Raw genomic sequence first — 9,910 nt, forward strand, 5'->3', positions numbered from 1 at the left:
GATGACCACCCGTGAAATTAATGAACTTACGGCCAAAATCTCAAGGGAAAAGGCCGCAGCAAGTACCAGAATTGACACATTAATGAACCGCGCGCCCACCTATGAGCAGCCGCTGCTGAATAGCATTGAGAATGGAGCCTGTTATGTGCGGCAATGCGACATGGATAAGTTTACCGGTATGCGTATTGAACAGCGCGAACTGAAAGAACAGTTAGACGTCCTGAAGCGCACGCGCGACGACTTTGCCGCGATTCATGGCGCGGCGGCGGCGGAGAAAAATTACGGTTCCCGCATCCAAACTGTAATGGATCGCCTGCGTACCATCCCGCAAGGCTTCGCGCAGCTGATGCGCCGCCGGGACGGCACCCTGATGGCTGCTCACAAGAAGGCGCGGTGATGGAAATGGAAGCCAAACACAGCGCAGTAAAAACCGCCCAGGAATGGGCGGTAACTAAAGACGGCGACAAGGTCGAAATTAAAATCGTGTTCTTCCCGGCAATGGCTGGCTATCGGCTCAAAGCTCGTTATTTAAAATGGGTTGATGACGCAAACAGCGAGCCTGATTTCCTCGTCGATATTCTCTCTTATGCCTATGTGGTGCTTTCAGAAGAAGACCAAGAGGAAACGGGAATTAACGAGGTGCGGCTAGACTCGGAAGACAAGATTAATTATTACCTTAATGACTGGCAGACGATGGAACGTATTTTAGAACTCGTCTTCTCTCATAATGGAATTAGCCGCGAGCCTGAAGAAATTAAAGAATACGAAAAGAACTCTTATATCCTTACCTCTGGAATGGTAAAGGTTATTCTGATGGAGTTAAAGGACTATATTAAACCGGCGTTACAGTTGCTGAAAGTCGAAGAGGGATCAAAATGAGTGATGAAATCGAAAAATTCGTCTTACAGTATTCAGTCGATTTAAAAGACTCACTGCGCCGGTTAGACGAATTACAGGAAAAAGTCTCCAAAGTCCATGACGATTCCGCGAAGGCCCAGAACAGCAACGCGAATGCCTTCGACAAAGTGATCGGCAAGATGAAAGAGGCCGGATTTAAGTCTGGTGCTCTGTCTGATGGCCTGAAAATGGTCCAGACGTCTGCCGCGGGAATCATCAACCCGGCAACCATTGCGTTTACAGTCATCGCGGCTGGCGTGGCGAAGGCTATCAAGTCTACCCGGGAACTAAATGACGAGTTCCAGCGCACGCGGCAACTTGCGTTCTCTATCGGGGAAACGCCGGTCACTATGGTGCAGAACCGCCGCACGTTCGGCATGGTCGGCCTGGACGCACAGAGCGCCGACAACATTCAGCAGAACCTATCGCAGCGCATCTCGTCTGCATATACCAGCATGGACCCAATGAGCGAGGACGCTGTCCGGTTGCGCGGCGTTGGCGTCAGCTACATGGACCGCAGCGGCCAGCGCCAGGGGACGACTGAAGCCCTTGACCAGATGACTAAGAAGCTCAAAAACGCCACTGAGGTTCAGGCGTATGCGATGGGTAATCTGATTGGCCTGACTCAACGCGATGTTGATGCTATCCGCGCGCGTACCGTTGCGAGCGATCAGAATGCGCAGATGTCTACCACGGAAACCGCGCGTATGTACGAGTCCCAGAAGGCCAGCAATGACCTGACGGCGGCGCAGACGCGGCTGGACACCGTAAACAAGGCCATTTCTAACCAGCTCGGCTCTATGTTCCTGCCTCTCTGGTCGCAGTTTGACAACGAGATGGCCGACTTCCTGGACACCACGCCGCAGAAGCTGGGGACGTTCTCCGACAGTTTCGGCGTGTTCTCGGCCAAAGCTGACGCCGCACAGGGGCTTCTTCTCCGCTTCTGGGATCACATGGGCGAAGATTGGTCTGATACCATCAACAAAGCAGGTCAGGCAGAAATTGAGCGTCAGGAAAAAATGCGTCAGGAAGCGCTGAAGCAGGAAGCCGCCGCGCGTCAGCAGAAACAAGCGTCCGACACGATGGAACGTAACGTTAAAATGTTTGGCGCGGCGGTCGGCGCGTTTACAGACCTTAACGACCAGTCGTCTGATGAAGATATGGCGAACTGGGCCGCGAGTGTGGGCAAAGCGTCCGGGCTGAAAGGCATGGGCGATGGCTTCGACACCCGGCCCGACTGGATGCGTAAGCCTGGCGGTTACAGCGCACCGAACGAAACCGGCACCGCGCCGCCGCCCACCCAGTACGATCGCAAAGTCGACCAGGTGTGGGGGCCATATGCCGACGTCGGTAAGGCAATTCTTCAAGTCGAATCAAGCGGCAATCCTAACGCGAAGAACCCGAAAAGCTCGGCCTCTGGGCTGATGCAGGTGCTGAAAGGAAGCTGGAAGCCAGGTGAAGACCCGTTCGACCCGGACACATCTATTGAGCAGGGTTATCGCGTATTCATGCAGAAGATGCGCGCAACCGGCGGCGACGTAAACCGCTCCATCATGATGTATGGCGAAAACACCCCAGAATACTTGGCGAAGGTTCGCCACTATCTGCCGTCTAATGCGCCGCAGGACGCAACGCGCGGGATGGACAATATGAACCCATACGGCCAGACGCCGCAATATAACCCTATGTCGAGCGTTCAGGGTTCGCGCAGCAATGGTGTTCACGCGGAAACCTACGATTCACGCTATGCGCTGGACGCACAACGCCGCATGGCACAGCAAATGGGTATGCCGCTGTCTCAGTTGAACCAACCTAATGAAGTGTCGAACCGTGATAAAACCATCGCTTATGACACCCTTAAAATTGAAACTCTGCGTAACCTGATTGCCGCGCAGACTCGTTATCAGGCAGGTTTACAAAATGGATTCAAAAATTCCGCCGATGCTAACGCGGCCAGAACCAATTATTACAACTCGCGCAATGACTGGCGCGGCGTCCAGGCACTCGGACAAGGTGCACCGGGAGGCGGCGCAGGGTATGACAGCCTTTCTAATACAGGACAGCGTCAGTTCACCTACTCCCCAACATTCAATTTCGCCGCGACTACGCCTAAAGCCGCGGTTGATGAAGTTGTTCGAGACCTTAAAACGCAAATTAAGCAGATGAACAACAACCATAACAGCGGAGTTTCTCACTGATGCGTAAAGTTAATCAATGGTCAGCGGCGGCGCTGACCTTTAAAACGCGCGAATTCGACGCCCGAACCGGTTCGGAAATTATGTTCCGTATTAACGAGGTCGAGCCAGTAGACCTCTTAAAAGAAACAGAGGTTTTAGTGGGCGGCCAGTGGTTGCCCCTTACTGAAGAAAACATCGACCTTCATGTTCATGACGAGTTCGCAGTATTAACGCCGCTAAATATGCTTGAGTTGCTTTTGAACACGGTCAAAGAGCATAACTTTGGGTTTGTGATCAACAGGAAGTCCGTTCGGTTCCCGACAAGGTTCCAAAAGGACGCCGGTAAAATGACGCAATCTGAAGCGCTTGATCCTCTCCTGGCAATGATTGTCGGCAGCGGCCGCGCAACGTTGCGGGAGTTGGAGGAGTATTACAGCTTCCGTGATGCTTACGATATGGCAGACCTTATCACCGCAGAAACGGTCAACAGGCTGTTAGCGAATGAGCAGGCAGAGAAGGAAGCCGCGAAGAACAGAGGATAGCAAAAAGGCCCATTACGGGCCTTTTCTTTATGCTTTGGTTGTCGGTCGCGCTTTGCGTTTCGACAGTGGGCCAGGCTCAACGAGGCCTGTCAGGATGTTCAATTCCCGGATCGCATCAACTTTAGTCCGTCCGGGGCAGTCGTCTGAGTGGATAATCTCCATCAGCGTTTTCACAGCCGCGAAACCGTCCCAAAGTTCAGAAATATCAGTGTTTGAGAGCACATGCTCAAACGTTTGTGTGTAAGTTGCGGTGCTCTCAATCTTCAGCCGCCACTCTTCTACGATCTTGTCGTTACGGTCGATATTGAATGCCGCGTGCATTGCGAGAAGCCAGCTTTGGCCGAACACACGACGCCGCGCATACTCTTTAATCTCGCCTTCATAGTGGGACTCGAATTCGTCGCCCATGCTCAAAAACTTGCGCATGGTTTCATTGTTTGGATTACCGGTCATATATTGCCCTTTGATTTTGAGTGTATGTTGTAATTACTTAAAAACATGTTCCCGTTCGACTTACACGTCTTGTACTACCAGAGGATGCGCAACCGGATTGGCAGTTTTTTATTCACATTTGATTCGGGACTGACGCCCCATTGATTCGAGAACGATTTTTTCTCTCATTCCCAGAATTCGTGCGTGGATTGGACGGAAACGCGAGCCGCGCATGATCATCTGACTGCCTTCACGCACGAATTTTGTCGTTGCACTCATGTAAAAATAGAGTTGATAACGACAAATTATGCCGCGAGTAACACTGTCATGCTCGGCGGAAATGTCCATCTGATGCTCTTTATCGAGCAAGCCCAAAAACATCAACGCGGACTTGTCTTCACGAAGGAAAATCCAATAAGTGAGTTTAAACTCGTTTTCACCACACAAATAACAGAACACGCGCGCAGAATATTCAGAATCAATCTCAATAATGCCGTCGAAATTTTCGAAGTATTTAGGGTGAATGTCTTGGCGCTCAATAATCAAATCGAAAAGGTAAGCAGCCATAGAATTAAACGGATTAGCCAATCTCAGATTACTTTCGAAGATAGTGGGGACTTGGCTATTATTGGCATAGCGAATTGCCTCGGAATTGATTCTTCTGGTGTTCATTTTCGACCCTTTGTTTGATTGTTGCTGCGCCTGGCAATGCGCGTACTGGTTTGTTATGTCTTGGTGTGGAAAGTATATATTTACCGGCGACAAATAAACAAGAGAATATTTTAAGTTTTTATTAATTTTATTCGCCGCGCGCAGAGTTCATTAATTTAATGAACCTTAAAACGATTTATTGTCTGTGCTGCGTTTTAAGCGACTTTGAAATTAGGCAATACGTTTGCCCGGATTGCCGCCGTGCGTTGAATGGCGACCCCGTAGATTTGCAAAGTTCATTAATTAAGAGATTCCCGCCGCGATGGACGGGAATGGATAGTTACTGCCGCGCTGATTTGGCCTGGCGTGGCTTCTTGGCGGGTGCAGGTGGAGTGACAACCGGCTCGGAATCGCTTGCTGTCTTGAGCATCTTCGCCACTTTGGAAACAGACGAACGAGAACAACCCACGTCCTCAGAGATTTGTGACCATGAACGACCGGCAATCAGCATCGCTTCAACAGTGCGATCACGAACTTCATCAACTGGCCGCCCCATTGGTTTGCCTGTCTCGCGACGTTTAGCGATGCCCTGTGCCTGGCGTTCACGACGTTGCAGATAGTCTTTGCGGGAGATGGCCGCGAGCATATCCAGCATCATGCCATTAATCGCCATTAGCATGGCTTGTGTGAACTCGTCACCTGTCTTAACCATCTGATGCGAAGTGGGTAAGTCGATGCTGATGATGCGCAAACGCTTCTCAGTGATGATTGAGCGCAGTTTCTGCCATTCGTCGTTATTCAAGCGCGACAGGCGGTCAACCGATTCAATCAAGATAGCGTCGCCTGGCTCTGCTTCGTCAATAAGCTTCATCAGTGCAGGACGTGCCAGCACAGCGCCTGAGGCGTTCTCTGTGACGTAGTTAGCAATGCGTAACCCATGGGTACGGGCGAACGCTTTTAAGCTCTCCTTGGCCCTGCTAGCGTCCTGTTTGGCGGTCGAAGCGCGGAGATAGGCATAGACAAGATTGGTCATGTTAAACCTCTTAAAAATCGGTACTAGAAGGTATAGTTCGTTGAGCGGTACTATAAGTGTTTCAGTACCGTGTGTAAAGCCTGATTGCACCGCGCGGATTCGTGGGAAAATGACCAGTACTAAACCTATACCTTTCCATACCATTGCGGACGTTGCTCACTTCTGCATATTGCCGCGCAGAATTTTTCTGGAACTCTTTGGTAATCGTGAGGAAGCTCGAAATTTATTTTCGAGTTTCTGAGGGATTGACGCGGCGACGCGAGCCGGTGGACTGCGGAGAGGGTAACTTCGCCGCGTAACACCTTGATTTAGTTGATGTTTTCTAAACCCAGAGATAGTAGCCGCCTACAAGTGTTTTTTACCCTATCTGCCGCAAATTTGTAACTCATTGATATTGCCGCGGATTATTTTTCTCAGAGATAGTAGAGATAGTAGATATAGTGATTCTGGAAGATTTAGTAAAACGACAATATGTTATGTTATAACATAACAGCGCGCGGGCATATATAGCACCCGTATGAGGAAATCGCGCTTTTACTTCTCTACCCTATATTCATTAATGTTTTCAACATCTTGCGGCAAAACTCTACTTAACCCTTACTGTCTCCCGCACTAAATTTCTTTAATTTTCTGTTTAAAAACCACCCAAAATTGATTCATGGCCGCAACCATCCCTCAAGTGATTACCTGATACAATTATTTCATCAGTTGATTATTAACAGTAGTTACAAAAAAAATGGCGACCTTTTAGGGCCGCCAAAAAAAATCTCAACGATTTAAGGAAATCGGGATAGCAATCAGAATTCTTTGTTTCTGAGCGCGTTTAATGCTTTTTTGGAAACCCAAAAATATTTCTTTCCGCCCTGCTTCTTGATCATCGTCGTTAGACCTTCTCGCGCGCAGGTTTTTAGTGCTTTGCCGAACGGAACACACTGACTTACGTTGAACCCGCACAGTTCGCACAACTCGGTGGACCTCATGAATTCGCCTGAACCTTCTTTAATCGCGCGTCCGTCCTGATCGCATTCATCGACTGAGCCAACTTCGGCCCCGTCATTGTCAGAAAACAGACGGTCAATAATAACCGGGTAATAAATCCCTTTGTCAGTGAATTTATCATTAATGAGACGTTGTTTTTTGATAGTTTCATCTTTAAGCGCCCATGCTTGGCCGTTGCGATAAAGTTCGCGCACTTCGAGCCAGAATTGTTTGTAAGTTTCAGGGTCAGTTAATGCAAACTTTTCCCCACCGTGATAAGTCATTCCTAATGCGTCATTCACAGCAGACATATCGACAGGCGCGGCCAGTTCCAGCACTGCGAAACGGTCATTACCAGTCTGATCTTTTAAAAAGTCAGTCCCATTTACTGTGCCGATGAATACAATGCGACGTTTCTTAGTAATCTGGCCGCGGCCATATGGCGGGCGGTATGTATCTTCTGTTTTGTACAGCTCAGATTTCAATTTACCCACATCCGCGCGGCTGGTTGTCGCGTCCAACTCGGACAATTCATAACACCAGTTGCCGATAATTCGGATTAAGTCGTCTTTATTTGATGGGTTAAATGAACCTGAATCATACGCACCATTAATTCCGTGGAATAAACGACGCACAAATGCTGATTTATAGAATGTTTGCTCGCCTTGTAATACCGGAAGCACTTTAACGCTGAATTCAGCTTCATAAACGGCGGCCATGAGAGCCGCGAACCAGGTTTTCATAACCTCTTCGCAGTATTCTTCATTTCCTGGGTGTACTTTGAGTGCTCCGATCACGCTATTAAGCCGCTCCACCCCATCCCATTTCGCATCACCTAACCACAACGCGACAGGATGGTATTTCTTTTCGAGCGTTAGCGCAGGGAAGTGGTAATCACCCATAGTTTGCGGCGCGAAAGTAAGTTCGGCCCAGCTCACAAAGCGAGAATGAAAAGACATGCTCATTTGTGTTTCGAGTTCATTGGTTTCGATATTGCGGAAGGTGTTTTCGCCTGTCATTTCGTTCATGCAGGCTTCAACGCCAAAACTGCGGAACATCGCGCGGCAGTTCGCCACAGTGTTCAGGATTTTAGTTTTGCCGTTATCTAATTCTAAGCGGTCAGGATAAATGGCACGGGTGGTGCGGTTCTGATTCTGAACCTTTTCTTTATCTGCCTGGAATAAAGCGAGGGAGTCTGCCGCGGCTTCTTTTGCGGCTTCTTTGTGCATTTCCATTCCGTCAGTGTGTTCCCACATTTCGTTAATATCGTCATTAGCTTCGATTAACGCGGAATTTTCGTTTTGTACGCTTGGAAGTGCTTGATGTTCGGACATGAGATTACCTTTTTAATTGTACGTTGTTTTAAGCAATTCCTTATTCCTTGGCAGTGGAATAAAAATAATTGCATTTCCGCTTCACAAATAGGCAAAGCTTGTATATAATTATAGGTGAGTTTATGGAGTGGTGGAAGTGTTATTTAAGTTATTTTTTCTGGTTCTTATCTGGTGCTAGAAAAAACCCTTCTTACTGCATGGCAGTGCGTAGGATGTGGAACTTACTTAATCAGTTTCATCTACCCGGTTTTGACGTCAGGCCAGACGTGTTCCGGTTAAGCTCTCACCTGTTGGTACAGGGATTAATTGCTCGGTTTAGCCAGGTGAGAAAATAAACTCATTCCCCTTTGATATTGAATGATAAGAAAAGCCCCTTCATCCTCTGGAGGGGCTTTTTATTTGCGCGTAATCAAAGACTTAGTGCTTTGTGCCTTTCCGACCTTCCGCACGTTGCGCGGCAGAACCAGCGGCAGGGGAGGGGGTACGGCTCACGAATGGCTTGCCGCGCGCCTGGGATGTTCCGATGTCATCATAGAAATCCCCCATACTCGAACCGTATTTCTCTTTGTCCTCTGGGACGATTGAATCAACACCGGCAAGGGAGCAGGCTTGTTCAATCGCTTTCAATCGAGACGGCCCCGTTACATCGTCACTTCTGATTATTTCCAGCAACGCAGAGAACGCAAGACTTTCGACGGCCTTTTTATCAACCTTAAATTCGTTTGAGGCATTATAATAATATTGCCTGAAAGTGGCGGTCGTTTCGATTGCGATTGCTCTTTTTTCTATATCAGTGCGGAAATCATCAAATTCATATCCGAATGCCGCGCTGAATGAATAAAACTTATCGTAGCCTGTCGCGCGAAACTTCGCGTAATCCATTAGCTCGGTATACTGTCCGGGCGCGCGGCCCGTGATACTTTTCCACATATAATCGCTGCCCCAGTCCTCATCTGCGATTTGTCGTCTTAGTTTCATCTCATTCCCCGTTCTTTGATATTTTGAGTTTTTAATACTGGCTGATGGTCGAATCATACATTGCTGCGAGTTATATTTAAAGGTTGCGCTCTATATAAATTTATGTTTGTGAGTCTGGCTTTAAAGGTCTCCCGACAATATAATAGTACCACTGCCAGACAGTTTAACTTTCAATTCAAAGAGGAATAACAAATGCTGCAAGGTTCATTAAATCAATCGTCCGTTGAAATCGCACCGGGTTTATTCCGCGCTCGCGTGTTCGATTCTATCGGGACGTTAAAAGAGATGCGTAAAAAGTCTTCTGAGAATAATAAACGCGTTATCAAAAGTCGTGCGAAAGATTCCGCCGATAAAGGCGCTTTGGTTAAACAGGCGAAAACATTATTAAATTTGATTCAGCAACTCACAGGCGGCGAGACTAAAGTCGCTAAACGAGTTGCAGACGGCAATATTGATTTGGCCGCGACCGAAGTTGGCGACGAAGAAGTATTGCGCCATGAGCGTGCGAAGAATTCCAGCCGCGCGCCGAATGTGGAACGCTACTTAAGTGCGGCGGATGAACTCGAAGCACAGCGCCGCGCTATGGATGAGGCCTATCCAGAAGGCAGCATTGAGCATGCGTTAGGCATGAAAAAGACCGGCCTCGAATCTGCGCCTGAAGGCAGTATTGAAAACGCGCTCGGCATCCCGGCGCAGAAGGAAAACGGCGACAGCGCTACCGAACAATTCCTGAAGGGCGCGGCCCAGGATGCACGCAATGAACGTCTGCGGGATAAGGTTTACAACCGCAACCAGACCTTCATGTATAACGGCGTCGCAATGGACAGGAAGACCGCCGCGCGGATGACCACCCGTGAAATTAATGAACTTACGGCCAAAATCTCAAGG

General features: G+C 48.7%; 10 protein-coding genes. 5 read left to right on the forward strand and 5 right to left on the reverse strand.

Features of this window, described 5'->3' with window-relative positions:
• The 4 genes from B880_RS26925 to B880_RS0123015 all read left to right on the forward strand — a co-directional run.
• On the forward strand, window positions 1–397 hold a 397-nt coding region (locus B880_RS26925; protein WP_036646716.1), incomplete at its 5' end, for a hypothetical protein.
• Window positions 397–879 carry a hypothetical protein gene (locus B880_RS0123005; protein WP_017349812.1) on the forward strand — a complete coding sequence of 161 codons (483 nt, stop codon included), beginning with the start codon at window positions 397–399 and terminating at the stop codon, window positions 877–879. The genes B880_RS26925 and B880_RS0123005, both read left to right, overlap by 1 nt.
• Window positions 876–3,095 carry a lytic transglycosylase domain-containing protein gene (locus tag B880_RS0123010; RefSeq protein ID WP_017349813.1) on the forward strand — a complete coding sequence of 740 codons (2,220 nt, stop codon included), beginning with the start codon at window positions 876–878 and terminating at the stop codon, window positions 3,093–3,095. The genes B880_RS0123005 and B880_RS0123010 overlap by 4 nt, the downstream gene beginning before the upstream one ends.
• Complete coding sequence (locus tag B880_RS0123015; RefSeq protein WP_017349814.1) at window positions 3,095–3,616, forward strand: hypothetical protein; 522 nt, start codon at window positions 3,095–3,097, stop codon at window positions 3,614–3,616. Before B880_RS0123010 ends, B880_RS0123015 begins: the two co-directional genes overlap by 1 nt.
• 27 nt (window positions 3,617–3,643) lie before the next feature.
• Here the strand turns inward: B880_RS0123015 and B880_RS0123020 are convergent, their stop codons facing one another.
• From B880_RS0123020 to B880_RS0123040, 5 genes are all read right to left on the reverse strand, one after another.
• Entirely contained in the window at window positions 3,644–4,069 is a 426-nt protein-coding gene (locus tag B880_RS0123020; protein ID WP_017349815.1) for a hypothetical protein, read from the reverse strand.
• Window positions 4,070–4,177: 108 nt separating this feature from the next.
• On the reverse strand, window positions 4,178–4,720 hold the full coding sequence (locus B880_RS0123025; RefSeq protein WP_017349816.1) for a hypothetical protein: 543 nt from the start codon (window positions 4,718–4,720) through the stop codon (window positions 4,178–4,180).
• 319 nt (window positions 4,721–5,039) lie between these two features.
• On the reverse strand, window positions 5,040–5,732 hold the full coding sequence (locus tag B880_RS25480; RefSeq protein WP_017349817.1) for a recombinase family protein: 693 nt from the start codon (window positions 5,730–5,732) through the stop codon (window positions 5,040–5,042).
• Between the two features lie 797 nt (window positions 5,733–6,529).
• Window positions 6,530–8,044, reverse strand: a complete 1,515-nt coding sequence (locus B880_RS25740; RefSeq protein WP_017349818.1) for a VapE domain-containing protein — start codon at window positions 8,042–8,044, stop codon at window positions 6,530–6,532.
• 417 nt (window positions 8,045–8,461) lie between these two features.
• Window positions 8,462–9,022, reverse strand: a complete 561-nt coding sequence (locus B880_RS0123040) for a hypothetical protein (protein ID WP_017349819.1) — start codon at window positions 9,020–9,022, stop codon at window positions 8,462–8,464.
• Window positions 9,023–9,214: 192 nt separating this feature from the next.
• Here B880_RS0123040 and B880_RS0123045 point away from each other — a divergent pair.
• On the forward strand, window positions 9,215–9,910 hold a 696-nt coding region (locus B880_RS0123045; RefSeq protein ID WP_026042860.1), incomplete at its 3' end, for a hypothetical protein.

It is taken from the genome of Pantoea sp. A4 (assembly GCF_000295955.2).
Lineage (GTDB): Bacteria > Pseudomonadota > Gammaproteobacteria > Enterobacterales > Enterobacteriaceae > Pantoea > Pantoea multigeneris.